This is a genomic window from Phaeovulum sp. (assembly GCF_041596715.1).
In the GTDB taxonomy this organism is placed as follows: domain Bacteria; phylum Pseudomonadota; class Alphaproteobacteria; order Rhodobacterales; family Rhodobacteraceae; genus UBA6213.
Window position 1 is genome coordinate 1 of the sequence record NZ_JBFHIA010000009.1, and the last position, 25,381, is coordinate 25,381.

The 25,381-nt window shown below is 62.9% G+C and carries 24 protein-coding genes, 1 tRNA gene and 1 pseudogene; 15 read left to right on the forward strand and 11 right to left on the reverse strand.

The window, feature by feature from the left end:
• From ABY403_RS01350 to ABY403_RS01390, 9 genes and pseudogenes are all read left to right on the forward strand, one after another.
• Nucleotides 1-330: pseudogene (locus tag ABY403_RS01350) on the forward strand (cell division protein FtsZ); the annotation flags it as partial.
• A gap of 227 nt (nucleotides 331-557) precedes the next feature.
• Entirely contained in the window at nucleotides 558-1,490 is a 933-nt protein-coding gene (gene lpxC / locus ABY403_RS01355; RefSeq protein ID WP_372837833.1) for a UDP-3-O-acyl-N-acetylglucosamine deacetylase, read from the forward strand.
• 117 nt (nucleotides 1,491-1,607) lie between these two features.
• Nucleotides 1,608-2,450, forward strand: coding sequence for an outer membrane protein assembly factor BamD (locus ABY403_RS01360; RefSeq protein WP_372837835.1), 843 nt, complete (start codon nucleotides 1,608-1,610; stop codon nucleotides 2,448-2,450).
• A gap of 42 nt (nucleotides 2,451-2,492) precedes the next feature.
• Nucleotides 2,493-4,142: a DNA repair protein RecN gene (gene recN, locus ABY403_RS01365; protein ID WP_372837837.1), complete on the forward strand. Its 1,650-nt coding sequence runs from the start codon at nucleotides 2,493-2,495 to the stop codon at nucleotides 4,140-4,142.
• Between the two features lie 346 nt (nucleotides 4,143-4,488).
• On the forward strand, nucleotides 4,489-5,550 hold the full coding sequence (locus tag ABY403_RS01370; protein ID WP_372837839.1) for a Hint domain-containing protein: 1,062 nt from the start codon (nucleotides 4,489-4,491) through the stop codon (nucleotides 5,548-5,550).
• A gap of 225 nt (nucleotides 5,551-5,775) precedes the next feature.
• Complete coding sequence (gene rpsD, locus ABY403_RS01375; protein WP_372837841.1) at nucleotides 5,776-6,396, forward strand: 30S ribosomal protein S4; 621 nt, start codon at nucleotides 5,776-5,778, stop codon at nucleotides 6,394-6,396.
• 125 nt (nucleotides 6,397-6,521) lie between these two features.
• Nucleotides 6,522-7,607 (forward strand): histidinol-phosphate transaminase, encoded by a 1,086-nt coding sequence (gene hisC, locus ABY403_RS01380; protein ID WP_372837843.1) that lies wholly within the window; start codon nucleotides 6,522-6,524, stop codon nucleotides 7,605-7,607.
• Nucleotides 7,607-8,539 carry a prephenate/arogenate dehydrogenase family protein gene (locus ABY403_RS01385; protein ID WP_372837845.1) on the forward strand — a complete coding sequence of 311 codons (933 nt, stop codon included), beginning with the start codon at nucleotides 7,607-7,609 and terminating at the stop codon, nucleotides 8,537-8,539. Before hisC ends, ABY403_RS01385 begins: the two co-directional genes overlap by 1 nt.
• A 7-nt stretch (nucleotides 8,540-8,546) precedes the next feature.
• Nucleotides 8,547-9,470, forward strand: coding sequence for an extensin family protein (locus ABY403_RS01390; RefSeq protein ID WP_372837847.1), 924 nt, complete (start codon nucleotides 8,547-8,549; stop codon nucleotides 9,468-9,470).
• Here ABY403_RS01390 and ABY403_RS01395 read toward each other — a convergent pair.
• Nucleotides 9,458-10,417, reverse strand: a complete 960-nt coding sequence (locus tag ABY403_RS01395) for a DUF2125 domain-containing protein (RefSeq protein WP_372837849.1) — start codon at nucleotides 10,415-10,417, stop codon at nucleotides 9,458-9,460. The two genes, ABY403_RS01390 and ABY403_RS01395, sit on opposite strands and share 13 nt — an antisense overlap.
• 69 nt (nucleotides 10,418-10,486) lie before the next feature.
• Here ABY403_RS01395 and ABY403_RS01400 point away from each other — a divergent pair, with 69 nt between their 5' ends.
• Genes ABY403_RS01400 through ABY403_RS01410 form a run of 3 tightly spaced genes read left to right on the forward strand, consistent with a single transcriptional unit; the run spans nucleotide 10,487 to nucleotide 14,146 of the window.
• Entirely contained in the window at nucleotides 10,487-11,014 is a 528-nt protein-coding gene (locus ABY403_RS01400) for a gamma-glutamylcyclotransferase (protein WP_372837851.1), read from the forward strand.
• A gap of 60 nt (nucleotides 11,015-11,074) precedes the next feature.
• Nucleotides 11,075-12,331 (forward strand): biopolymer transporter ExbB, encoded by a 1,257-nt coding sequence (locus ABY403_RS01405; protein WP_372837853.1) that lies wholly within the window; start codon nucleotides 11,075-11,077, stop codon nucleotides 12,329-12,331.
• On the forward strand, nucleotides 12,332-14,146 hold the full coding sequence (locus ABY403_RS01410) for a peptidoglycan -binding protein (RefSeq protein ID WP_372837855.1): 1,815 nt from the start codon (nucleotides 12,332-12,334) through the stop codon (nucleotides 14,144-14,146). It begins immediately after the preceding gene.
• Nucleotides 14,147-14,156: 10 nt separating this feature from the next.
• Here the strand turns inward: ABY403_RS01410 and ABY403_RS01415 are convergent, their stop codons facing one another.
• Nucleotides 14,157-14,372, reverse strand: a complete 216-nt coding sequence (locus ABY403_RS01415) for a hypothetical protein (RefSeq protein ID WP_372837857.1) — start codon at nucleotides 14,370-14,372, stop codon at nucleotides 14,157-14,159.
• A 139-nt stretch (nucleotides 14,373-14,511) separates the two neighbouring features.
• Between ABY403_RS01415 and ABY403_RS01420 the strand changes: the two genes are divergently transcribed.
• Nucleotides 14,512-14,763, forward strand: coding sequence for a DUF2312 domain-containing protein (locus tag ABY403_RS01420; RefSeq protein WP_372837859.1), 252 nt, complete (start codon nucleotides 14,512-14,514; stop codon nucleotides 14,761-14,763).
• Between the two features lie 17 nt (nucleotides 14,764-14,780).
• Here the strand turns inward: ABY403_RS01420 and ABY403_RS01425 are convergent, their stop codons facing one another.
• On the reverse strand, nucleotides 14,781-15,656 hold the full coding sequence (locus ABY403_RS01425) for a hypothetical protein (RefSeq protein WP_372837861.1): 876 nt from the start codon (nucleotides 15,654-15,656) through the stop codon (nucleotides 14,781-14,783).
• Between the two features lie 85 nt (nucleotides 15,657-15,741).
• Here ABY403_RS01425 and ABY403_RS01430 point away from each other — a divergent pair, with 85 nt between their 5' ends.
• Together ABY403_RS01430 and ABY403_RS01435 are read left to right on the forward strand one after the other, a co-directional pair.
• Entirely contained in the window at nucleotides 15,742-17,439 is a 1,698-nt protein-coding gene (locus ABY403_RS01430; RefSeq protein ID WP_372837863.1) for an ABC transporter permease, read from the forward strand.
• Nucleotides 17,440-17,485: 46 nt separating this feature from the next.
• A tRNA-Thr gene (locus tag ABY403_RS01435) sits at nucleotides 17,486-17,560 on the forward strand.
• 6 nt (nucleotides 17,561-17,566) lie between these two features.
• On the opposite strand, the gene ABY403_RS01440 is transcribed toward ABY403_RS01435, so the two are convergent.
• The 8 genes from ABY403_RS01440 to ABY403_RS01475 form a co-directional block, all read right to left on the reverse strand.
• On the reverse strand, nucleotides 17,567-18,352 hold the full coding sequence (locus ABY403_RS01440; RefSeq protein ID WP_372837865.1) for a DUF1684 domain-containing protein: 786 nt from the start codon (nucleotides 18,350-18,352) through the stop codon (nucleotides 17,567-17,569).
• A 175-nt stretch (nucleotides 18,353-18,527) separates the two neighbouring features.
• A complete protein-coding gene (locus ABY403_RS01445; protein ID WP_372837867.1) occupies nucleotides 18,528-19,031 on the reverse strand; it encodes a cytochrome c in 504 nt (167 codons plus the stop codon).
• A 61-nt stretch (nucleotides 19,032-19,092) separates the two neighbouring features.
• Nucleotides 19,093-19,350, reverse strand: a complete 258-nt coding sequence (locus ABY403_RS01450) for a hypothetical protein (RefSeq protein ID WP_372837869.1) — start codon at nucleotides 19,348-19,350, stop codon at nucleotides 19,093-19,095.
• A 192-nt stretch (nucleotides 19,351-19,542) separates the two neighbouring features.
• The gene (locus ABY403_RS01455) at nucleotides 19,543-20,700 is read right to left on the reverse strand and encodes a class I SAM-dependent methyltransferase (protein WP_372837871.1); all 1,158 of its coding nucleotides are present in this window, start codon (nucleotides 20,698-20,700) and stop codon (nucleotides 19,543-19,545) included.
• A 204-nt stretch (nucleotides 20,701-20,904) separates the two neighbouring features.
• Nucleotides 20,905-22,188 (reverse strand): NAD(P)/FAD-dependent oxidoreductase, encoded by a 1,284-nt coding sequence (locus tag ABY403_RS01460; protein ID WP_372837873.1) that lies wholly within the window; start codon nucleotides 22,186-22,188, stop codon nucleotides 20,905-20,907.
• 146 nt (nucleotides 22,189-22,334) lie between these two features.
• Nucleotides 22,335-23,420 (reverse strand): hypothetical protein, encoded by a 1,086-nt coding sequence (locus ABY403_RS01465; protein ID WP_372837875.1) that lies wholly within the window; start codon nucleotides 23,418-23,420, stop codon nucleotides 22,335-22,337.
• A 131-nt stretch (nucleotides 23,421-23,551) separates the two neighbouring features.
• Nucleotides 23,552-24,637 carry a BMP family ABC transporter substrate-binding protein gene (locus tag ABY403_RS01470; protein ID WP_372837877.1) on the reverse strand — a complete coding sequence of 362 codons (1,086 nt, stop codon included), beginning with the start codon at nucleotides 24,635-24,637 and terminating at the stop codon, nucleotides 23,552-23,554.
• A gap of 45 nt (nucleotides 24,638-24,682) precedes the next feature.
• On the reverse strand, nucleotides 24,683-25,381 hold a 699-nt coding region (locus ABY403_RS01475; RefSeq protein ID WP_372837879.1), incomplete at its 5' end, for an ABC transporter permease.

Genomic DNA, 25,381 nt, shown 5'->3' on the forward strand with positions numbered 1-25,381 from the left:
CCGGGTTCGCCCACGCCCGAGGCGCTTGCCCGGTTGCAAGCAGCAGTTTCGCGCACGCCCAGCCAGGCATCGCGGGCAGCATCGCAGCCGATGTCGGCAAGCCGCGCCTCTGCCCCGACACCAGCGCCAGCACCTGAAAAGTCGCGTTTTGCGATCAACTCGTTTCTTAACCGCATGACCGGTGGCGGCGGCGAGCATGCTAGCGAACGCCGCGCGCCGTCGATGCAGCAAACCGCGCAGCAGCCGCAGGTCTATGACGACGAACCGGCAAGCGACCCCGAACAGGATCGCATCGAAATACCGGCATTTCTGCGCCGGCAAGCGAACTGAAAACATCACGATTACGCTGAAAGGGCCGCGCATGACGCGGCCCTTTTACTATTATAAACAATGCTATAGCTACCTATTGGCGGGTTGCCGCCAAGCCTCGCCACGATTGTTTCAGCCCGTTACAAAGAGTGAGTTGAGCTTACCCTGCCACAGGTTTAGCTGACCCTGCGCATCCCGCTTGGGCTGCGTATGGGCCACAAGGCCGATCCACTATCAGGAGCCAGCTTTTGCAAACCACCTTACGTTCCCCGGTCCAATTCGCCGGTGTCGGTCTGCACAGCGGCACCAAGGTGCACATGACCGTGCACCCGTCGGCAGTCGATTCTGGCATCACGTTTTGGCGCAGCGACATTTCGGGTGCCGATGCGCGGGTGCCCGCGCGCTGGGATGCGGTTGCACCGTCGCGCCTTTGCACCCAGATCGAGAATGCCGAAGGCGTCGCCGTTTCGACGATCGAGCATGTGATGGCGGCGCTGGCAGGTTGCGGCGTGCACAACGCATTGGTGGAAATTGACGGGCCAGAAGTGCCCATTCTCGATGGCTCTGCCGCGCCCTTCGTGCGCGCCTTCATCGCCGCAGGTCTGACGCGGCAGGCTGCGCCGGTGCGGGCCTTGCGCATTCTCAAGCCCGTCGAAGTGCGTGAAGGTGCCGCGCAAGCGCGGCTGGAACCCGCCGAGACGCTGGAAATCGATTTCGCGATCGAGTTTCCCGATCTGGCGATTGGCAGCCAGTCGCTGACGCTGAACATGGCCAACGGCACTTTCGTGCACGAGCTGATGGATAGCCGCACCTTCTGCCGCCGCGCCGATGTGGAAGCGATGCAGGCAGCCGGGCTGGCGCTGGGTGGTAGCTATGAAAACGCCGTGGTGGTCGATGGTGACCGTGTGCTCTCGCCGGGGGGGCTGCGGCGTGAACGCGAGGCGGTGCGCCACAAGATGCTGGATGCGATGGGCGACCTTGCGCTGGCCGGCGCGCCGATTCTGGGGCGCTACAGCGGCAACCGCGCGGGCCATGCACTGACCAACCGCTTGCTGCGCGCACTTTTCGCGGATGCGACTGCCTGGCAGTGGGAACCGCTCAGCAATGCGCGCGCCCATGCGCTGCCCGGCGCCGGTGTTACACTAGCCGATTGCATGCCGGAAGGCGGATTGCTTGTCTGATCACCGCGATTGCCGCGAAAGGCGTTTTGCGCACCGGATTTTTCTGTGCTAGGACGAGCCGAACAGCCCTCATTACGGGGCGCTGTCGGGTGAAAGAACACGGGGGTTGGGCGGGACATGGCGCGCGGCATTTCAGCGGCATCATTTTTCGGCAGCCTGTTGGTTGTAGCGGTGCTGAGTTCTTGTGGCGGTTCTTCTGAAAAGATGATTCCGCTTGAAGGGTTCAGCGCCGAAGAAATCTACAAGCGCGGCGAATGGGAACTGGCAAATACAGCCAAGCCCGAAGAAGCCTTGCGCTATTTCACAGAAATCGAACGGCTTTATCCCTATTCCGAATACGCCAAGCGTGCGCTTATCATGCAGGCCTTCGTGAATCACAAGGCCAAGAACTACGAAGACGCACGCAGTGCTGCGCAGCGCTTTATCGATACCTATCCGGGCGACGAAGACGCGGCCTACGCCAAGTATCTGCTGGCGCTAAGCTACTATGACCAGATCGATGAAATCGGCCGCGATCAGGGGCTGACATTTCAGGCGCTAACGGCGCTGCGCGCGGTGATCGAGGAATACCCTGACAGCGAATATGCGCGCTCGGCGATTCTCAAGTTTGACCTCGCCTTCGACCATCTTGCGGCGAAGGAAATGGAGATCGGGCGCTACTACCTGAAGCGCGGCCACTATACTGCGGCGATCAACCGTTTCCGCATCGTAGTCGAGCAATATCAGACGACCACGCACACCGCCGAGGCGCTGCACCGTCTGGTCGAGGCCAACCTTGCACTTGGCTTTACCGACGAGGCGCAGTCTGCCGCAGCGATTCTTGGGCATAATTTCCAGTCGTCCGGCTTTTACCAAGACAGCTACGCTCTGCTAAGCCGAAGCGGGCTGGCCCCCGAAGGCAAGGGCGATGGCTGGCTTGCGCAAATCTATCGACAAGTCGTCAAGGGCGAATGGCTGTAGCGCGGGCGTTGCGCGCGGCTTGCTCGCTCATGGGGGCGCAGAATGCTTCGGACACTTGAGATCCGCGACATGCTGCTGATCGACCGGCTGGACATGGCGTTTCAGCCCGGCCTCAATGTGCTGACCGGCGAAACGGGGGCGGGAAAGTCGATCCTGCTCGATTGCCTTGGCTTCGTGCTTGGCTGGCGTGGACGTGGCGATCTGATGCGTCAGGGGGCGGCGCTGGGCGAGGTGGTGGCGGTGTTCGAACTGCCTGCCGACCATGCCGCGCGAACGGTGCTGGAGGAGGCAGGGCTCGCCGTCGGCGACGAGTTGGTGCTGCGTCGGCAGGTGCTGCCCGATGGCCGCCGCACAGCCTTTGTCAACGATCGCCGTGCGAGTGCCGAGGTGCTGCGCCTGCTTGCCGACACTTTGGTGGAACTGCACGGCCAACACGATGATGGCGGCCTCTTGAACCCACGCGGCCACCGTGCGCTGCTGGATGCCTTTGCGGGTGCCGAGCCTTTGCTGACCCGTGTGCGCGCTGCATGGGCGGCGCGCGGTGCGGCCGCAACCGCGCTGGCGGAGGCCGAGGCCGCACTGGAAGCGGTGCGCGGCGAGGAGGATTTTCTGCGCCACGCGGTCAAAGAGCTTGATCAGTTGGCACCTCAGCCCGGCGAAGAAGCCAGTCTCGATATCCGCCGCCGCGCGATGCAGGCGGCCGAGCGGATTCGCGGCGATGTCGCCCGCGCCTATGTCGCATTGGGTGGGGAAGGGGCCGAGGGCGCAATGGGCGATGCCGGGCGCTGGCTTGAAGCGGTGGCAGATCGTGCGGATGGCATGCTTGACGCTCCAATCGCTGCGTTGTCGCGCGCGATGATCGAACTTGGCGAAGCCGCGCAGGGCGTTGAACGCGCGCTGGAAAGCCTTAGCCACGACCCGCTGGAACTGGAAGCCTGCGAAGAGCGGCTGTTTGCGATACGCGCATTGGCGCGCAAGCATGGTGTATTGGCCGATGATCTGGGCGCGTTTGCCGATGGCCTGCGGTCGCGCTTGGCCGCGCTTGACGGTGGCGAGGGGCATTTGCGCGCCCTGCGCACCACGCTGGCAGAGGCCGATGCAGCACATGCGGGGGCGGCAGCGGCGCTATCGGCTCTGCGCCGCGAGGCGGCGGGGCGGCTGGATGCAGCCATGTCGGTTGAACTTGCGCCGCTGAAAATGGAGCGCGCAGCATTTGCCACCCAGATCACACCCGCCGCGCCGGGGCCAGAAGGCGTAGACGCTGTGGCCTTTGTGGTTGCCACCAACCCCGGTGCCCCGGCGGGGCCGCTCAACCGGATCGCCTCGGGTGGTGAGCTTTCACGGTTTTTGCTGGCGCTGAAGGTCTGCCTGATGCGTGGCGCTGATGCGCAGGTGATGATCTTTGACGAAATCGACCGCGGCGTAGGTGGTGCCACTGCCGATGCGGTCGGGCGACGCTTGGCACGGTTGGCAGAAACGGCGCAGGTGCTGGTTGTCACGCATAGCCCGCAAGTCGCAGCGCGCGGTGCGCATCACTGGCGGGTGGAAAAGCATGTGGCGGCTGGCGTCACCACCTCGCGCGTTGTGCCGTTGGGGGCTGACGCGCGTCAGGGCGAAATTGCCCGCATGTTGGCGGGCGAAAGCGTCACCGAGGCGGCGAAAGCGGCGGCAGCGGCCTTGCTGGCAGGCTGACGCAGCCCGATATCTGAAAGATGTCGGGCGTTTGCGCCACGACCTTCGATTTTCTCAGGGCGGATGGAAGGCGCGCTGTTTTGCTTTGGCGAAGCGCGTGAAGGTGTTGCATGGCAAAGTGACCTCTTGCCCGTTCTGCGATGCGCTGGCTTTCGCCCGAGTTTGCGGGCTAAGCCGAGGGGCAAGTATCTGGCTCGACTCGGTTTCGTGTAGGTTTCTGAGCCCATGCCCCGAGTCGCATTGGCGCGGGGCGAACGCGCCGCTTTGCAAGCCCCAATTTCTCTGCTACCTTTACCTGAACAACGGGTCGCAAAGACCTGATAATAAAAGAGTGGCAGGAACAGGCATGGCGGCAGGCGCAGGTGGCACCTTTGTCATTTCATGGGCGCAGACCGAGGTGGACGGCGTAATCGCTGCGCCACCCGAAGCGTTGGTGATAGGCTCCGATTGGCGATGGCACGGCGAAGTGCTGCGGATCGACGGTCCGCCAGAGCTCTTGCTGCTGACAGGGCAGATGGGTGAGGCAGACACGCGACGGCGCGCCGCGCGCACCGTGCGCAGGCTTCTGGGTGCCGCTGTCAGTGGCCGCAAGCTCGGTGAAATCGATATGATCGAAGCCGATGCGGAACAAAGTTTTACCGTAACGGATGGCTACGCCTCCTATTCCGTTAGTTTGATCGAATTGCCCGGCACCACGACCCGGCTTTTGATGTTTTTGGGTCGCGTGCCCCCGCGCGATACCGAGCTTTGGGTGGTGGACCGCGCGCTTGAACTACGCGAACTGTCGGCCCCTGTCGCGTCTTCGTCGGTGATTTGCTTTACCCATGGTACACTTATCCACACGCCCTCGGGCACGCGCCCGGTTGAGACTTTGCGACCGGGTGACCGGGTTTTGACGCGCGACGACGGGGCGCAGGAAATTATCTGGACCGGTGGGCGGCGGATAAGTGGCGCAAGGCTGCATGTGATGCCCGAATACCGGCCTGTGCGGTTTCGGGCAGGGGCATTCGGCATCGGGCGGCCTGATGGCGATCTTCTGGTGTCGCCGCAACACCGGATGCTGGTGCGCGGGTCTGCGGCGCGGGCGCTGTTTAACGAGACCGAGGTCTTGGTTTCGGCCCGCGATCTGGTTAACGGCGGTTCGGTGCGCATCGAACATGGGCTGCGCGAAGTGCAATATGTGCATCTGATGTTCGAGCGGCATCAGATATTGCGGGCCAATGGTCTGGAAACTGAAAGCTTCCATCCCGGCGCCACGACGCTTGAGATGATCGCGCCGGAAGATCGCGCCGGGCTGCTTTCACTGATGCCGAATCTGGCTGTTGATACCGCAAGCTACGGCGGCTATGCGCGCCGCCGGTTGGGCGCGGCCGAAACAGCGATCTTGCGCCACGAACTTGCGGCATGAGGGCCGCAAAACCCGGCCGCGTGCATTTCGTAATCAAGACAGTATGACGGGGCATTGACGGGGCCTGAGGTGCCGCCTATAAGCCCGCGGTCCGGGGTAACTTGCTTCGGGCAATCATTGGTGTTGGTGGCCCCCGCAAGGGGATGCCTGTCGGGCCCCGAAACGGGCTAAAGGACAACGCCCTTCCTGCCCCGTTCATGGGGCGCATGATGAAGGAGATCAGCGGTGACCAAACGCACCTCTGCCAAACACAAAATTGACCGCCGGATGGGCGAAAACATCTGGGGGCGCGCGAAGTCGCCGCTCAACAAGCGTGAATACGGCCCCGGCCAGCACGGCCAGCGCCGCAAGAACAAGCTTTCGGACTTTGGCACGCAGCTGCGCGCCAAGCAAAAGCTGAAGGGTTATTACGGCGATCTGACCGAAAAGCAGTTCCGCAAGATCTTTACCGAAGCGGCGCGTGTGCGTGGCGATACCGGTGAAGCCCTCGTCGGTCTGCTCGAGCGGCGTCTGGACGCGGTGGTTTACCGCGCCAAGTTCGTGCCCACGGTTTTCGCCGCGCGCCAGTTCGTCAACCACGGCCACATTCTGGTCAACGGCAAGCGCGTCAACATCGGCTCGTACCGCGTGTCCGAAGGCGACGTGATCTCGGTGCGCGAAAAGTCGCGCCAGCTCGCGATCGTGCTGGAAGCTGTGCAGCTGATCGAGCGTGACGTGCCCGATTACCTCGAAGTGGACCATTCCAAGATGACCGCGACCTTCGTGCGTCAGCCGTCCTTGAGCGATGTGCCCTATCCGGTCGTGATGGAACCGAACCTCGTGGTCGAATACTACGCCAAGAACTAAGTCCCGCGTCGCGGAGCCGAAATGCTGGGCCGCGCCGCAGGGTGCGGCCCTTTTCCTTTTGCAACAACGCACTGGCAAAGCGCAATCTGGCTCGCTAGAACGGCGCCATCCCAGGGGGTTCTGCCATGACCGACGCTATTCGCCCGCAACCCGGCATTATGAAGATTGCGCTCTATCAAGGTGGGGCGGCACATGTGGCCGGGCGCACCGATGCCATCAAGCTTAGCTCGAACGAAAACCCCTTTGGGCCTTCGGAACGCGCCAAGGAAGCCTATACGCGCGCGGTGCAGCGGCTGCACCGTTACCCCTCGACCGATCATGCCAGCCTGCGGCAAGCGATTGGTGAGGTGCACGATCTGGACCCTGATCGCATCATTTGCGGCGTCGGATCTGACGAGATCATTCACTTTCTTTGCCAAGCCTACGCCGGGCCGCGCGATGAGGTGCTGTTTACCGAGCATGGTTTCCTGATGTACCGGATCGCCGCGCTGGCGGCGGGGGCAACACCGGTTGCCGTGCCTGAGCGCGAGCGCACCACCGATGTTGACGCGCTTCTGGCGGCTTGCGGGGCGCGGACCAAGCTGGTCTTTATCGCCAACCCCAACAACCCGACCGGCACGATGATCGGGCACGCCGAGTTGGAGCGGCTGGCGCGCGGTTTGCCGAAACAGGCGATTCTGGTTCTAGACGGTGCTTATGCCGAATATGTCGCGGGCTATGATGGCGGCGCAGAGCTTGCGACGCGGCTACCAAATGTGGTGATGACGCGCACCTTCTCGAAGATCTACGGGTTGGGCGGATTGCGGATTGGCTGGGGTTACGGGCCCCGTGCCATCATCGACGTGCTGAACCGTATTCGTGGGCCGTTCAACCTGTCGAACGCGCAGCTAGAGACCGCCGAGGCGGCGGTGCGCGATCAGGACCATGTCACGCGCTGCCGTACCGAAAACGCGCGGCTGCGGGTCTGGCTGGCCGAAGCACTGGCCGAGCGTGGCCTGCCTTCGGATACCTCTATGGCCAATTTCGTGCTGGCGCGTTTTGCCGATGCCGCCGAGGCGGTGGCCTGCGACGGCTTCTTGCAAAGCCACGGGCTGATCGTGCGGCAGGTGGCGGGTTACGGCCTGCCCAATTGCCTGCGCATCACCGTGGGCGACGAAGCCTCGTGTCGCCGTGTTGCCCATGCCGTGGGGCAATTCAAGGAGGCGCACTGATGGCGCCAAGTTACAACCGCGTCGCGCTGATCGGGCTGGGTTTGATCGCCTCGTCGATGGCACATGCGATGCGCTGGAAGGGGCAGGCAGGCGAGATCGTGGGCACCGCACGCAGCGCCGAGACGCGCGCAGTGGCGCAAGAGCTCGGGTTTTGTGACCGCGTCGTTGCAACTGCGGCCGAGGCCGTGGTTGGTGCCGACCTCGTGGTGCTTTGCGTGCCGGTGGGTGCGATGGCCGAGATCGCGGCCGAGATCGCACCGCACCTTGCGCCCGGTGCCACGCTGACCGACGTGGGCTCGGTCAAACAGGCGGTGATCGAGGCGGTTTTGCCGCATGTGCCGGAAGGTGTGCATTTCATTCCCGGCCACCCGCTGGCGGGCACCGAACATTCGGGCCCGCGCTCGGGCTTTGCCACGCTTTTCGTCAACCGCTGGTGGCTGCTGACCCCGCTGCCTGATGCCGACGTCGATGCCACGCAGCGCCTGCACGGGTTGCTTGAGGCGTTGGGTGCGAATGTCGATGAGATGGAACCGGCGCACCACGACCTTGTGCTGGCAGTTACATCGCATACGCCGCACTTGATCGCCTATACGATGGTGGGCGTTGCAGACCACATTCGCCGCGTCACGAAATCCGAGATCATCAAGTATTCCGCGGCAGGTTTTCGCGACTTTACCCGTATCGCGGCATCAGACCCGACGATGTGGCGCGATGTGTTTCTGACCAACCGTGAAGCGACGCTCGACATTCTCGGGCGCTTTACCGAAGAGCTGTTCGTTTTGCAGCGTGCCATCCGCATGGGTGACGGGCCGCAGCTTTTCGAGTACTTTACCCGCACCCGCGCCATTCGGCGCGGTATCATCGAGGCCGGACAAGATACCGCCGCCCCCGATTTCGGGCGCGGCGCACCGGAGCGTGACGCGGGAGAGTAACGCGAAGATGCAGCGACTGGCATTGGCACTGGCGCTGATCGCGGCGTCAGGTGCGGCGGCTTGGGCCGAACCACCAAGCTCATCGCCATATCCTTTGCGCCGCCCGGTTGCCGCAGCGCCGCCAGCGGTGCGCGCGGCCAGCCTTGTGCCACGTGTCGCAGTGATCGCGCCAATGCCACGACCGACGGGCTTGGTATTGGCGGCGGCGCAGGCCACCGCCGCACCCGCGCTTGCACTAGCATCGGCCGCGCCCGATAGCGCGCCGCGCCCCAATCCGCGCCCGCCGCAACCGGAGGCGACCGTGCCCCTTGCCGCGCATACCTCTACCTCGGCGCTGGCACCGCAAACCGCAGCCGCCGCACCGCCACGCGGTTTGGCGGCGCTATTTGCACCACGCACACCGCGCACAGCGGCCGGATCTGTCTGCGGCGACAGCGCGATTACCGGCAACAAGATTGTGGCCATTCCTGCGGCGGCAAATGGCTGTGGGCTAAGCGACGGGGTCAGCGTTACCGCCGTTGCCGGTATAGCACTTTCCGAACCCGCGACGATCGATTGCAATACCGCCAAGGCATTGAAAACGTGGGTTGAAGAAGGCGTCATCCCAGCCATAGGGCGACGAGGTGGCGGTTTGGCTGCGCTTGATGTTGTGGCCTCATATATTTGCCGCCCGCGCAATAACGTGCCCGGAGCGAAGGTTTCGGAACATGGCGCAGGGCACGCGGTCGATGTGGCGGCTTTTGTCTTGGCCGATGGCAGCACGCTTTCTGTCGCGCGTGATTGGAACCGCGAGTCGAAGACTATGCGCGCCATTCACGCCTCGGCCTGCGGCCCGTTCGGAACTGTGCTTGGACCCAAGGCGGATGCCAACCACCGTGACCATTTCCACGTCGATACGGCAAGCTACCGCAGCGGGCCTTATTGCAGATAGGGCGAAGGGCCCAGCAACACCGGGCCAAGCCAAATCTGCCCGCTGCGAAAGGCAAGGTTCACCGCCATGCCGCCTTGCGCATCTGCAAGCGGCTCAAGGTCGCGCGCAAGGGTGGAGGCAAAGCGCGGTTGCACCAGACGCAGTGCCAAAGCCAAGTCCACCACAGCGCGCCAGTCTGGGCTGCGGAGCGCGATTTGCCCCTCGGCCAAGCCAGTCGCATCGGCGTGTAAAGCGCCCTCGGCGTGCAATTCTGCCGCGCCCCAGCGTAGTGTTGCGCCCTCAACCGTCAGTGTCTGAAGATTCGGCGGAACGTCTTGCGCGTTTCGGTCAATCGGCGCGCTTAGCCCCAGCAAAACCCGCGCCTCCAGCACTTCGGCTTGCTCTGCCAAGGCATAGGCCGGCTGCAACTGCGTTGGCAGCGAAAAACCTGCCAGCCGCGCCTCTAGCCGATAGTCGAACCCGCCCGCTGCTGTCAGCGACAGCGCCAGAGACTCGGCTCCAAACACCTTGCCGCCGCCGTCCACTGCGCTGCTAACTTGCCCCGTCGAAAAGTCGAAGTTTTCCAGCGCCAGTGTCGTATCGGGGCGGAATGCAAGATCCGCGCGCATATCATCGCCGGAAATCAGGTAGTTGAGAAAGCCGAGCCGCAGGCTTTGCGCGGCACCAATATCGAGCCGCCAACGCCACGGCGCATAAGAGGGCAGCGAAAAGCGCAGCCAGTCACCCTGCCAAGCGATCAGCCCCTGATGCAGCTTTGGCGCGGCCAAAGTCACTGAAAACGCGCTCGGAAAGCCTGCAACCGTCAGCGCACCCGCATCACCACGGCCCTGATCGCGCAGCATCTTTACGGCGGAATCTGCGCCCTGTCGCAAGGCAAGGGCACCCGCGCCCCAAGCAAGTGCTACCAGCAGCGCCAAACCCAGCAAGGCCGAAACAAGCCTTCGCATCGCGTCCCCTTTGCAAATCTGCATTGCTCCTGTTTAGCTGCCATGCTGAGGGAGGGCCAGAGCATCGCTATGACATCTTGGATATTCGGCTACGGATCGCTGATCTGGCACCCGGGCTTTCAACCCGCGCAACGCCTCGGCGCGCGGTTGATGGGCTGGCAGCGCGCGTTCTGTATGCGCTCGGTGCATTATCGTGGAAGCGTCGCCGCGCCCGGGTTGGTGCTGGCGCTCGACGCGGCACCGGGCGCGTTTTGCGATGGCGTGGCCTTGGCGCTGCCCGAGGCGGACAAGCCGCAAATCCTTGCCAATTTGCGCGCGCGCGAGATGACCGCTTCGGCCTATGTCGAGCGGGTTTTGCCGCTGCGCCTTGCGGATGGGCGCGCGGTAGAGGCGATCTGCTATGTGATCGACCGCGCGCATCCGCTATACGCCCCGCTCAGCCTTGACGCGCAGGCCGAAATCATCGCCCGCGCGGTGGGGGATCGTGGCAGTAACGCCGAATACCTTTTCAACACCGTCACGCATCTGGCCGAGCTTGGTTTACCCGATGCGCAGCTTGACAGGCTTGCAACACAGGTGCGCCAAGTGATGGGATAAGGCTTGGCACCGCCCCCTAGGACGCCTATCTTCGCGCCGCAAAGGGCAGGGCAAAACCATATGGCGCGCGTAACCGATCGGCCGATAAAACCGCAGTTTTCGCAGCCCGTGCGGCAGATCATGGCGATGATCGTGGTGCTTGGGCTGGTGGGTATGGGCGGCTACTTTGCCTATTCGCGCATTTATCCAATTTTTCTGGCGAATCCATGGCTGAACGGGCTGATTTTCGCAGTATTCGTGATGGGGATACTCGCCTGCTTCTGGCAGCTTTACCAACTTGTGCTGTCGGTCAGCTGGATCGAGGGATTCGCCTCTGATCGCCCCGGTGAAACCTTGTCACACGCGCCTAGTTTGCTTGCGCCGCTTGCGGCGATGCTTGGCGCGCGCGGGGTGCATCGCGAAATTGCCACCTCGTCGGCGCGTTCGATCCTCGATTCGGTCGGCACCCGCATCGACGAGGCGCGCGACATCACGCGCTACCTTTCCAATCTTCTGATTTTCCTCGGGCTTCTGGGCACGTTCTACGGGCTTGCCACCACCGTTCCTGCGGTGGTCGAAACCATCCGCGCGCTTGCCCCGCAAGAGGGTGACACGGCTATCAGCGTGTTTGACAAGCTGATGGGCGGGCTGGAAAAGCAACTGGGCGGCATGGGCACGGCCTTTTCCTCGTCGTTGCTGGGGCTTGCGGGTTCTCTGGTCGTGGGCTTGATCGAGCTTTTCGTCACACATGGGCAGAACCGCTTCTACCGCGAACTGGAAGAATGGATTTCGACCATCACGCGGATATCGCTCGCCTCCTCTGGCGTGGCGGACGGCGAAGGCGGCATCAGTTCGGCGGCAGCCAGTGTGCTCGACCATATGGCCGAGCAGATCGAGGCGTTGCAGGCGATCTATGTGCAAAGCGATGTCAGCCGCTCGATGATAGACGAGCGGCTTGGCTATCTTGTCACCGCGATCGAGCGCTTGGCGACGCGGCTTGATGAAGACCAGACCTTGCCGCAGTTGAAGCGCGTAGCCGACAGTCAAGCGCAACTGGTCGCGCTGATCGAGGCCGATACCGCAGGCGATGCACTGCACGCGCTGGCCGACAGCCAGACCCAACTTGCGGCTGCGATCGAAGCGCGCATCACCCCCCATGCGCTGGGCGACGACGGCGAGACGCGGATGCGGCTGCGCTCGATCGACGTGCAGTTGCTGCGGCTGCTAGAGGAATTGTCGGCAGGCCGTCAGGAAAGCATGGCCGAATTGCGTAATGATTTCGCCGCGCTGACGCGGGCCTTGCTGTCCACGCGCGCAAAGAACGCGCAGGGGGACTAAATGGCGTTTCGTGGCCGCGGCGGTCAGCAACGCTTTTCGTCCACGATCTGGCCGGGCTTTGTCGATGCCATGACCGCACTGCTGCTGGTGCTGATGTTTGTATTGACCATCTTCATGGTCGTGCAATCTGTACTGCGCGAAACGATCTCGACCCAAGACGATGAATTGGAGGCGCTTTCACAGCAGGTCGCGGGCTTGGCGCAGGCGCTTGCGCTAGAGCAGGTCAGCAATGCCGAATTGCAGAACTCTCTGGCCGGTGCCCGTGCCGAAGCTGTGGCACAAGGCGAATTGATCGCCACCTTGCGGGCCACCGTCGCCAGCCGAGAGGCAGACCTGCAAGCCGCCGAGACGCGTATCACTTCGTTCGAGGCGCAGGTTGCCGCGCTATTGGCCGACCGTGATTCCGCCCGCGCGCTGGCCGCCGCAACCGCCGCAGAGCGCGATGTGGCGCTGAGCGAGGCCGAGGCGCTGAACCTTGCGCTTGCCCAAGCGCGCACCGAGATCGATGCGCAGACCGAAGCGGCGCGTCTGGCCGCAGCGCGGCGCGAGGCGCTTGATGCGCTGATTGCTGATCTGCAAGCCCAGAATGCTGAAGTCGCAGCCCGCGCCGCCGATGCCGAGGCCAATCTGGCCAATACGCAGACCGCACTTTCCGAAGCCGAAGCGGCGCGCTTGACCGACGCGGCGGCGCTTGCGGCCTTGCGCGAAAGGCTGAAGGGGGCCGAGGACGAGCTGACCGCGATGACGCTGGCACTAGAGGCGCAGCGGCGTGAGGCGGAAAACACACTGACCCTGCTGGCGGCAGCCGAAGCGGCGCAGAAACGCTTGCAGGAACTGGCGGATTCCAAAGATGCCGAGGCAATGGAGCGGGCAGCCGCGCTGGCCTTGGCCGAGGCGGCGATGGCCGATCTGCGCGCTACCAGTGAATCGCAGGCGTCGGAGGCCGAGCGTCTTGCGGCGCTGTTGGCCGCGGCCCAAGCCGCGCGCGATGCGGCAGAAGGAAAGCTCGGCGCGCAACTGACCGAGGCCGAGAAACAAGCGGCGCTGCTTGCGATGGCCAACCAGACCCTATCCGAAGAAAGGGCGATCTCTGCCGAAAACGCGCGCAAGATGGCGCTGCTTAACCAGCAGGTTGCCGAACTGCGCGCCCAGCTTTCCGAACTGCAAAACATTCTCGACGAGAGCGCCGAGCGTGATCGTGCAGCGCAGGTGCAGGTCGAAGAACTTGGCACGCAGCTCAACTCTGCGCTGGCGCAGGTAGCGGCCGAACAGCGCCGCCGCGCCGATCTGGAAGCCGCCGAACGCGCGCGGCTGGAGCTAGAGGCGCAGCGACTGACCGAAGAGGCCAAGCAGCTTTCGCGCTACCGGTCCGAGTTCTTTGGTCGCCTGTCAGAATTGCTTGCAGGCCGCGAAGGTGTGCGCGTGGTCGGCGACCGCTTCGTGTTTTCGTCCGAAGTGCTGTTCCAGCCCGGTTCGGCAGACCTTGCCCCTGAAGGTCAGGCGCAGATCGCCGGCGTGGTGGCTATCTTGAACGAAGTGGCGGCGCAGATACCGCCAGAAATCAACTGGATCATCCGCGTTGACGGGCATACCGACAACGCCCCGCTGACCGGTGCAGGCGAATACGCCGACAACTGGGAACTCAGCCAGGGCCGCGCGCTATCGGTGGTGCGCTACATGATCGGCACGCTTGGCTTTGCACCCGAACGCCTTGCTGCCGCGGGCTTTGGAGAGTTCCAGCCCGTCGTCGAAGGCTCGTCCGCCGAAGCGCGCGCGCAGAACCGCCGGATCGAGTTGAAACTGACAGAGCGTTGATCGCGGCGGTTCAGCCGAGGAACAGGCCGATCACCACCAGCATCAACCCCAGCACCGAAACAAACAGCGCGCCAATATTCATGGCCACGATAGGTGCAAGCCGTGCGCGAAGTTCGGCGTCGGTCAACCCCGCGCGCCTTGCACGCAAAACCGCGATCACGCAGCCGATGATGCCGACAAGCCCCAGCAGCGAAACCACTGTTCCGACTAAAACCAGCCACTCCATGCGCCGCCTCCTCAAATCTTGCCGCGCGCCCCGGTTAGCGCGAAGCCGCGCGCTCGGCAAGGCGGGCCTTGCAGCGCGCGGATGGCTCGTCTAGCAAGGCCAAGAACGCGCCCCGCGCGCCATGCCCTGTGAGGAAGCGATGTCCGACGACGCCACCTATAAAGTCACCGCTGATGAACTTCGCCAGTTTATCGAGCAATACGAACATCTTGACGCCGAAAAGCGCGACATCGCCGAACAGCAGAAAGAGATCATGAGCGAGGCCAAGGCGCGCGGTTACGACACGCGCGTGCTGCGCAAGATCATCGCGCTTCGCAAACGCGACCGTGACGATCTGGCCGAAGAAGAAGCGATCCTCGATCTCTATAAAGCGGCGCTGGGCATGATCTAGCCTTTGGTCGCGGCGGCTCAGGGGGCGATGAACTCGACCCCCGGCATTGCCGCGATTTCGGCAACGTCGGCATCGTAGGCGGCGGTGACTTCGGCCACCAGCGCTTGGTCCCAACCGGGTAGTGGCACTTCGATCTCGATTTTTTCGGCCAGCCCGAACTTGTCGAGAAAGGCAGACACGATCTTGCGCCTTTGCGCCACGGTCTGCGGCGCATGGGTGGCCAGATAGCTGCGCATCCGCGCCAGACCTTCGGGCGCCATGATGACCTCTAGCAGCGCCTCATCGCCCAGCATCTTGGTTTCAAGTTCGACACCCGCGATCCGGCGCAGAACCTCTGGCCAGATCAGCGGCGTATCCTCGTTGCACCAGACCACCAGATTTCGTCCCCCCAGCGCCTCGACCATGCGCGCCAGAACCGGGGCCCAGCGAATCTCCATCGGGTCTAGCCCGCTCATCAGGCTTTCGTAATCGCTGCCTTTTACGAAACCCAGAAGCTGCGGTATCAGGGTCGCCGGGTTGATGAGCCCGACATAAAACTCAATCGCGCTGTTGGGAAACAGGTTGGCCAGCGCCCGCAACCGTGCCGGTGCAAGGCTGTGGAACCCGTCGCGTGAAATAAGGCGTGCCGGGTAGCCCATGAAATTGTCGTTCGCAAGGATCAGCCGCTGGATATGGTCGTGGTCAGTGATCGCGTCGAGCAATGTTTCTTGCGTTTCGATAGTGGCCGGTGCGCCTTTGAGCGACACCAGAAGGTCACGGATCGTGCGGCGAAAGCGCGCCGGTTCGGGCACGACAATGCCACGCTCGGCAAGCATGGGTGCATTCAGTAGCAGCGTCTGCAAAAGCCGTTCTTCGTCGGTGAAATGTGCGCCGATGTGAAAAGCGACCTGCATGCTGCGGTTCCGGTCTTATTATTACGTGGCATCAGTATAGGGGCTTTTGTGGACAGTAAAACCGCTTTCCTGTAAGCCCGCCAACATGTGTGCCGAGCAAATCAGTCAAGAAATACGCAGCCTTCCTGCCCACGGTGCAGGCGATGGGCTGCGCGGTCAGGGCTCGGCGCTCTGGTCGTTGGTGGCGCTGGCGATTGCCGCGCTGGTGATCGGCCCGATCCTTGCGGTGGGTTGGGTGGCGCTGCACCCGGTTGAAAACATATGGCCGCATCTTTTGGCCAATGCGCTTCCGCGCTATTTGGCCAATACCGGCGTGCTGGCCTTCGGCGTTGGCGCATTGTCGGCGGCCGTTGGGGCAGGGGCTGCGTGGCTGGTGGTGATGTACCGCTTTCCCGGCTCGCGGGTGCTGGAATGGTTGCTCTTGGCACCACTTGCGATACCGGCCTATGTCGGTGCCTACGCCTTGGCCGATTTTCTCGATTACTCCGGCCCATTGCAGATTGCGTTGCGCGAGGCTTTTGGTTGGCAAAGCGCGCGCGACTACTGGTTTCCCGCCGCGCGGTCACGCTCTATGGCCATTCTGGTGCTGGCGGGGGCGCTTTATCCATATGTCTATCTGTTGGCGCGCTCTGCGTTTCGCGAACTTTCCGGCGGAAGCTACGAGGTGGCGCGCGCGCTTGGTGCCGGGCCTTGGGCGGTGTTCTGGCGCATTGGGCTGCCACTTGCGCGCCCAGCGATTGCCGCCGGTGCCGCAATCGCGATGATGGAAACGGTGGCCGATTTTGGGGTGGTTGATTACTTCGGCATCCAGACGCTGACGCTTGGCATCTTTTCAACTTGGCTCGAGGCGGGCAATGCGGGCGGCGCGGCGCAGATTTCGCTGGTGATGCTGGCCACGGTAGGCTTGCTGCTTGCGCTGGAAAAGCACAGCCGACGCAGGGCGCGCTATCACGGCTCTGCCCGCCAGCCGCGCCCGGTGCTGCGCGCGCCATTGAAAGGGGCGCAGGCGTGGTTGGCCACCGCCCTTTGCACCGCGCCTTTCGCCTTTGGCTTCGTGCTGCCGGTTGCGGTGATCGGCTGGCACGCTTCGGCCAACCCTGAAAGCTGGTTCGGGCCGGGGCTGCTGCGCGCGCTTTGGCATACGCTTGCGGTATGCAGCATCGCGGCGGTTCTGACCGTGGCGGCGGCCTTGGTGATGGTCTATGGCACACGGCTTTCAGGGCGCAGCCTGCCGCGCCGCTTGCTGCCGCTGACCACGCTTGGCTATGCCGCGCCGGGTGCGGTGCTGGCGGTGGGGATTTTGTTTCCGCTTGCCGCCCTTGACCACCGCATCGCCGATGGCTGGCTGGCGCTGACCGGGCACGACCCCGGCCTTTTACTGACCGGCTCGGCGGCGGCGGTGGTGCTGGCCTATCTGGTGCGCTTTTTTGCGGTGGCCGAGGGGGCGGTCGATGGCGCTTTCGGGCGCATCTCGCCTTCTCTGCCGATGGCCGCCCGCTCGCTTGGCCGCAGTGCCAGCGGTGCGCTCAGCGAGGTCTATATGCCGCTGATGCGCGGCTCTGTCGGGTCGGGGCTGGTGCTTGTTTTTGTCGATAGCGTCAAGGAATTACCCGCCACGATGCTGCTGCGACCATTCAATTTCGAAACCCTTGCGACCCGCGTGCATGAAAAGGCCAGCCTCGAAAATCTTGGCGACGCCGCCCCGGCCGCACTATTGGTCATGGCGGTGGGGCTGGTCGCGGTCGCCCTGCTTGCGCACGCAAACCTGCGCAGCGCACCTTAGCACGGGGCTTGCGCGCCCGCATCTGGGGCGCTAATGCGGAGCCCGTGCCGGTGTAGCTCAGGGGTAGAGCTGCGATTTTGTAAGTCGAGGGTCGGGGGTTCGAATCCCTCCACCGGCACCATTCCTCTCAGGGCCGCAATTCTCCTGCTTCGATGGCGAAGGGCAGTACGTTTTCGGGCGGCGGCAGCGGGCAGATTGCGTGTTCGCTGAAGGCGCAGGGCGGTGAAAACGCGCGGTTGAAATCAAGCACGATCCAGTCGTCGCCGATTTCGTCGGGAATCAGAAACCGGCAGGCGGCATAGGTGCGATCGCGCGCTGTCGAATCGCGAAATACGAACATCGGTTTACCGGCCTTTTGGTGTGTTGGCAGCAATGCCACTGTCCGGCCCATGTGTTCAAACTCGGCGCGGTGGGTCAGTTGCACCTGTGCCGCATGCCCGTCTTTGAGCGTGATGCCACGCGTCTCGGGGGCGGGCAGGGGTTGCCAACGCGCGCGAATGCGCCACTCGGGCGCTGGGGGGAAGTAACGCAACCCGCCAAACTTGGCGCGCGCCGGGCTGTCAAGGTCGCGCACACGTAGCGCAGGCTCTCCCTCGACGCTGTGAATCTCGAGCAGAAGACGGCCGAGCAAGAGCCGTGGCGGCGCTTCGGGCGTGGCCACAAAGGCGAGCGGGCCTGCGCCTTCGGGGGTAAGCGTCACGGTGCCGTCATCGGCAAGCCTCAGTTCGCCCAATCGCTCTGGCCCGACACTCAGCCGCAGATCGGCGCCTGCACCGGACCCCACGCTTTGCGCGCCGGGTTGGATCGGCAAGCGGTCGGTCAGGTTCAGCCATCCGTCATCGGCGGCAAGGTCGGCAAGGCGGCGCGCTCGCCACGCATCGAGTGCGGCGAGAAACTCAGGGTCAGTAGGCATTGATAGCTCCGTGCAGAAATGCCGCGCCAGTTTGGCCTGATCGCTGCGGCGCGTGAAGCCCCAAACGCCCTCGGGCGCCGGGACTTCTTTGCAAAAGGCTAGCGCTTGGGCGCGACGCCATTGTGCTACGCGCAGCACGATTGAGCCTGCTCGCACGCAGGGGCAGACGCCGTGTTCAGTTCTGTTGCGTCACCTGCCGCTGAAATGCGGCCTCTTGCGCGGGCCAGGTGCTTTTGATGAAAGCTAGCACTGCTAAGATGTCGGCTTCGCTCAGCGTGGTTCCAAAGCCGGGCATGTCGCTTTCATAGCCGTTGCCGACCATTGCTGCGGTGCCGTAGTAGATGATCTGCGCCAGCACTTGATCGGAGTGGTGCCATGTATGCCCGCTCGAATCGTGCGGCGGGGCTGGGTAGCGGCCATTCGGGCCGGGCTTTTGCCAGTCTGGCTGGCCCTCTAGGTTGGCACCGTGGCAGGCCGCACAATTCTCGGCATAAACCACGCTGCCACGCGCGATCTCGTCTGTATTGGCAAGACCGGCTTGGGGCGTGACGAAAAGCCAGAGGCCCGCGCCAAGCGTTACTGTGCCGATCAGCGCGGCCAAGGTGTATTTCAAGGCAGAAATCTTGCGGTTTGTGCGAGGTGTCGCGGCATGGGCGCGCGAGGATTCTTTCTGTGTCATCAGATGCTCCGATCCGCCCTGCGGGCGGTCCTGTAGGGAAAAACCGCGCTAAACGCGGTGCTCAGGCTTCGGTAGCGCGACGCGGCGGCTTGCGGATCGGTGTGGGTGTGCGCCCGATGGCGATGATGACCTGCGTGACGCGCCCAAGTCGCGATATAGGCCGAACTGGCGCGGCATAGGGCGCGCTGGCGGCGGGATCGGGGATTCCTGCGCAACTGACCGCACAGGCCATATCGTGCGAGGGCTTTGTGTCCGATGTGCTTGGCGCTGCGTGATGCGATGCGGCTACATGGGCAATCGGCATGGGCTGCGCAGGCATGTGCTGCGCCGACGCCATTGCGGCCGCGCCCAATGACAAGGCAAGGCAAAGCAGTACCGCCACTAGGCGCGAAGGAAGTTGCCGCAAGGTCATGACAGTTCACTATCGTTCGGATACGTGTCGAGCAAGCTGTCGCTTTTGCTTAGCCGTTCACATTGCCGCGCCTTGCGCACAGGTCGGTCGGCGCGCGGCTCAGGCATGGCGCAGTTCTACCTGCATCACGTCGGTGTTGCCCGTGGCGAAGGCCGCCGCACAGGTGGCGAGGTAGTAGTGCCAATTGCGCAAAAACCCTTCGTCATACCCCAAAGCCGTGATTTTGGGCGTTGCCTGATGTAGCCGCGCTGACCATTGCCGCAGCGTGGCCGCATAATCCTGACCAAAGCGGAATGGCGTTTCTGCGACAAGGCCCGCCCTGCGCGCCTGATCGGCCAGCGCACCTGGGCTGATCAACATGCCACCCGGAAATGTATAGCGGCGGATGTAATCGGAGCCGGAGCGATAGATTGGAAAATAGTCATCGCTTACCGTAATCGCTTGCAGCACCGCGCGCCCGCCTTCGGCCAGTCGCGCCTTCAAGGCGGCGAAATAGGCAGGCCAATACGCCTCGCCCACCGCTTCAATCATCTCGATCGAAACGATCGCATCGAAACGCCCACGCGTTTCACGATAATCTTGCAGGCGAATGTCGGCGCGCTTTCCCAGACGCTTGGTGGCAAAGTCGTGCTGTGCGGGCGAAATCGTCAGGCCGGTGACGCGCCGCCCCTGTTCGGCTGCGCGTTCAGCAAAGCCACCCCAGCCGCAGCCGACTTCCAGCACGTTCTCTGCATCGCCAATATGCTGCAAAATGCGGTCGTATTTTCGCATCTGCGCACCGTACAGGTCATTTTCGCCGGGTGCGAAGATCGCCGAGGAATAGGTCATCGAAGGGTCGAGCCAGAGCGCATAGAATGCGTTGCCCACATCGTAATGCGCGCGAATGTTGCGCTCGGCTCCGCGCCGCGAATTGGCGCGCAGCAGCCGATCTGCCAGCCGAAAACGCCATGTGTTCCATCGGTCGGGGTAGATGAACCCGGCCAGCGCCTCGCGGTTGATCAGCCCCATCGCCGCAAGCCGTTCGATGCTAGAGGTCTGCCAAAGCCCGGCCACATAGGTTTCGCCAAGGCCGATCTCGCCCCGCGCTGCCATTGCGGTCACCACTGACCAGTCTGTGATGTGCAGGTCAGCCGCAGGTTCGCCTGCGCCAAAGTCGATCCGCTCACCTTCAGGCGTTGTCAGCCGCAGGCTTCCCTGCTGGATGCTTTCGCATGTATCCAGAAACATGCGGCGCACCCGCGAGCGCAATAGTGACATGCCACCAAGTCTCCCCCTTGATGCGGCGGCGGCCCGGCGAGGACGAGCGGGGCGGGGTGGAGCTAATGGTCAAACCCCATTGCACGGCCTGCGACCGAGGCTGTCGCCTGCGATGTGCGAGTAGCCTAACACAGAGTGCGATTGGCGCAAATTGTTGAGAACAGGCGGCATAGTGGCGGGCAGCGCCCGCCACCGCGCCTGCGCTTAGCCCTTTTTCACGGCCTTCAGCCTATCGATGCCCAGCAAGTGCATCGTCGCCTTTTCATAATAGGGTTCGGATTTGCCTTTGCGCAGTTTCCTGAGGAAATACTTTTCGTAACCGATCTTGGCCAGATGCACCCATTTGCCTGTTGATGACCAGTTGGTGTTGCGCGGCGGCATTTGCGGCTGTGCCACAAAGGCAATGCCGCTATCGCCAAAGTCGGCAAGGCAGACCGCGTTCCAAGTCGCCACGTTCGTAGGCTCTTCGCCGCGCACGATCTGCCCGAGGTTCTGCGCGGTAGCGGTGACCATGCTTTCGATCATGAAGCCGGTTTTCGGCACGCCGCAGGGCACGGGGGTCGGACCCATTGGCGGGATGGCGACACAGACACCGATCGCGAAGATGTTTGGATACTTCGGGTTACGCTGATGCTTGTCGATAATGGTAAAGCCGCGCGGGTTGGACAGCCCCTCGATTCCCGATACCGCCTTGATGCCGCGGAAGGCGGGCAGCATCATCGAATAGGCAAAGGGCAATTCCTTCTCGGCCTTCACGCTGCCGTCGTCGGCGATTTCCTCGACGGTCATCTTGCCGGGTTCGACCTTCTTGATGCGGGTCGAGGTCATCCACTTGATGTCGTTTTCGCGCATTTCCGATTCGAGAAGGCCCTTGGTGTCGCCCACGCCATCCAGCCCGAGGTGGCCGATATAGGGTTCTGGGCTGACAAAGGTCATCTTGACCTGATCGCGGATTTTCGCGCGGCGCAGTGCGGTGTTCAGGATGAAAGTGAACTCATAGGCCGGGCCAAAGCAACTGGCGCCCTGCGCCGCGCCGACAATGATCGGGCCGGGGTTCTTCATGAAGGCATCGAAAGCCTCGCGCGCTTTCGTGGCGTGGTCGATATGGCAGATGGATTGGGTATTGCCGTCGGGGCCAAAGCCCTCGATCTCGTCAAAGGCCAGTTCGGGTCCGGTGGCGATGACCAGATAATCGTAAGAAATCGATTTCCCATCAACCAGTTCCAGCCGGTTCTCCTCGGGGTGCAGCTTTTCGGCTGCGACTGGGACGAACTCAATGCCTTTTTTCTTCATGACCGGGGCGAGGTCCACGGTGACATCCTCTGGCTCGCGCCAGCCGACCGCGATCCACGGGTTCGAGGGCACGAAGTGATATTTTGGATCTTTGGTGACGACCGTGACCTTGTCTTCCTTGCGCACGGCTTCGCGCAGCTCATACGCCATGATGGTGCCGCCAAGACCCGCGCCCAGAACTACGAAATGTGCCATTTTTTCCCCCGGCATACGCGCCCGCTCCAATCAGGCGCCTACTAGATATTCTAGAGTGTGAATGTGACGTAGGGGCGCGTCAAGAAAAAACGCCCGCACCGGAAGAAATCCGGCGCGGGCGCGTGCGTTCACTGCTTTGGAATGGCTCAGGGCAGGGTAAGGGCCACCACCGCGTCAGCATCGACATGGGTGACCTTTTCGACCTTGCCGGATTCGAAATAGGCCTCAATCAGATAGTCGCCTGCGGGCACGATGTATTCCAGCGCCGTAAGGTCGAACTGGTGGAAAATCATCCGCCACGGCTCTGCGGGGTCATCCGTCGCTTGCATCAGGGCCAGCGAGTTTGCTTCGGGGGCCGAAATCTTCAGCATCCCGATTTCAAGCTCTATGGCGACGGATACCTTTTCGCCATCGCTTATCGAAAAGGGCACCTTGAGGTTGGCACCCTCGATCAGACCTTGCGCGAGATAGTCACCCGCAGGCAGCGCAAAGTTGCGCGCGGCCAAGGTATCGTAGACCACCATTTTCAGCGGTGCGTCCGCGCTGCTGGGGGCTTCGAAAATGTCGATACGCGGCCGCAAGCCCTCGGGAAGGGTAAACCCTCCGGTCGAAATGCGAACATCTGCGATGCCGCCTTGCGCCTTGAAGTCATGCACAACGGTTTCGCCCGCAGCTACCGAAACAGAATCGCGCAGCTTTATCGCATCAAAGGTGACAGAGACCTGCAACTCACCGGCCGGAACATAGGCGCTGAACGGGCCGACATAGCTCATCCGTTCGCCTTCGGCGGTGGTCAGCGCTACCGAGCCGCCCTCGAAATGGTCAGTGCCGATCATAAGCTCTGGGGTCAGTTGCAGGAGCCCCGCGTTCAGCACCAGTGTCGGCGCGGTGTTCATGCCTTCGGCCAGCGTGATCGCCTGCGCCGCAAACACCATGTCAAGCTCGGCGGTAAGGATGTAGGTGCCGGGCATCGCGGCAAGCGCGCCATCGGCCCCGGTGGTGGCAACGCGCGCCGACGCCACGCCATTTGCATCGATCGCGAAAAGCTCCCATTTGATCGCCACATCGGGGCCAAGCAACGGCCCGCCTTCGCTCAAGCTCGCAGTGGCGACTAATTCGGCCTTAGGTGCGGGGGCTTCAACCGCAGTGGGTGCCTGCGCACCCGCGACGCCAGCGACAAGGCCAAAGCCAAGAAACGCCGCTGTCAGTACGCGGAAAGGAAAAGACGGCATCAGAGATCTCCTTAAGGTCGACTTCAAGGCCAGTAAGGGCGCAAAGACGCGTCATGCAAGTCACCAAAGCGCGAGTGGTCAAAGGGCCGCAGCGTCGCCGCCACGGCCCCCGACTGGTGCATCGGTCAGATTTACGCGGGCATCTGCGCGGTGATGCCTTCTACATAGAAGTTCATCCCCGAAAGCACGCCATCATCGGCGACCTCGCCATCGGCCAGCCAAGCAGAGCCATCCTGCTTGTTCAGCGGGCCGGTGAAGGGCTGGTAGCTGCCAGCGCCGATCGCGGCGATCAGCGCTTCGGCTTCGGCTTTCACATCGGCTGGCACCGCCGAGGTGATTTCTCCGATTTCCACCATGCCGGTGCCGATCCCGCCCCAAGTGCCTTGCGAGGTCCAAGTGCCATCAAGCATCGCCTTTACCCGCTCGACATAATAGGGGGCCCAATTGTCGATGGTCGAGGTTACGCGCGGCAGCGGCCCAAAGGACGCCATGTCCGAAGCCTGCCCGAACGAGATGATGCCCGCGTCCTTGGCCTTGGCTTGCGGCGCGGTCGAATCCGTGTGCTGCATCAGCACGTCTACGCCTTCGGCGATCAATGCGGCAGCGGCATCAGCCTCTTTCGCCGGGTCGAACCAGCTATAGGCCCAAACCACTTTCATCTCGACATTGGGGTTGACCTTGCGGGCGTGGATAAAGGCCGCGTTGATGCCTTGCACCACTTCCGGAATCGGGAAGGAACCGATGTAGCCAATCTTGTTGGTTTTGGTCATGCGGCCCGCGATGGTGCCCTGCACGGCACGGCCCTCGTAGAACCGCGCGTCATAGGTGGCAACGTTGTCGGCGCGCTTGTAGCCTGTCGCATGTTCAAAACGCACATCGGGGAACTTGGCGGCCACGTTCATCACGGCATCCATATAGCCAAACGAGGTCGCGAAAATCAGCTTGTTGCCGGCCAAAGCCATCTGCGTCAGCACGCGCTCGGCGTCGGGGCCTTCGGGGACGTTTTCGACATAGGAGGTGGCGACATTTTCGCCGAAGGCCGCGTCAACGGTAAGACGCGCTTGGTCATGCTGGAACGACCAGCCCATGTCCCCCACGGGCCCGACATACATGAACGCCACTTTCAGCGGATCTGCGGCCCAAGCTGCCTTGCCAAGGCCAAGGCTCATGGCCGTCGCGGTCAGTGCGGTGGTGGTCAAAAAAGATCTGCGATTCATTAAAATCCTCGTATGTTCAGGGCCATGGGCCCGGTTGCGCTGGCCTCAACGCGAGGCGTGGAAGGTTTTGCCGAGGGCGGCAGGCGCGGCCTGTGTGCCGTGCCGATGCCGGGCAGAGATTATCACGAGTACGATAATTGTTATCACATAAGGTGCCATCGACAAGAGTTGCACAGGGATCGCATAGCCCGCAGCCTGAAGCCGCAGCTGCAAAACCGTAACCCCGCCGAAAAGATAGGCGCCCAGCAAAACCCGCTCGACCCGCCACGAGGCAAACACCACGATTGCCAAGGCAATCCAGCCTGCGCCCGCTGTCATGCCTTCGGTCCATTGCGGCACCCGCACGAGGCTGAGGTAGGCCCCGCCCATACCCGCCATCGCGCCGCCAAAGGCCAGCGCCGTCATGCGCACCGCCACCACGCGGTAGCCAAGCGCATGCGCGGCGTCGTGGTTTTCGCCCACCGCGCGCAAGATCAGGCCAGAACGCGAGAGGTGCAGAAACAGCCACACGACCGCCACCACCGCCAGTGAGAAATACACAACCCAGTCGTGGCGAAACAAGATCGGCCCAAGCACCGGCAAATCGGCCAGCGCACCGAAATCGAGGTTTTCGGTGGAAGGCGGGCGCACACCCTCAAAACTCTTTCCAAACAGCGCCGAAAGCCCAAGGCCAAACAGCGTCAGCGCAAGGCCCGTTGCAACCTGATTGGACAAAAGCACCTGCGTGAGAAAGCCGAATATCAG